Origin of the sequence: Pseudoalteromonas sp. S1650 (assembly GCF_005887195.1) — a bacterium.
Taxonomy (GTDB): Bacteria; Pseudomonadota; Gammaproteobacteria; order Enterobacterales; family Alteromonadaceae; genus Pseudoalteromonas; species Pseudoalteromonas simplex.
Window position 1 is genome coordinate 1 of record NZ_PNDF01000281.1, and the last position, 260, is coordinate 260.

At 35.4% G+C, this 260-nt stretch carries 1 pseudogene; it reads left to right on the top strand.

Annotated elements, in window-relative coordinates:
• Window positions 1-260: pseudogene (locus CWB80_RS22395) on the top strand (polysaccharide export protein); the annotation flags it as partial.

A 260-nucleotide genomic window follows, 5' to 3' on the forward strand; every position in this document is an offset into this window, starting at 1 on the left:
ACAATACTTTTATGCTCCTGGCGACATTTCGCAAAACCGCTTATTGCAGGATGGTGATATTGTTCAAGTAAGCCGAAAAGATATGCAAAAAGTGTTTGTACTTGGTGATGTAAAACGCGATGGTACAGTGGTTGTTAATCGCTATGGTTTAAATTTAGCACAAGCATTAATGAATGATGGTGGCTTAATCTATAATACATCAGATTCATATGGCGTATTAGTTCTTCGCAATAGCATCTTATACAATAATGTCGTAATTT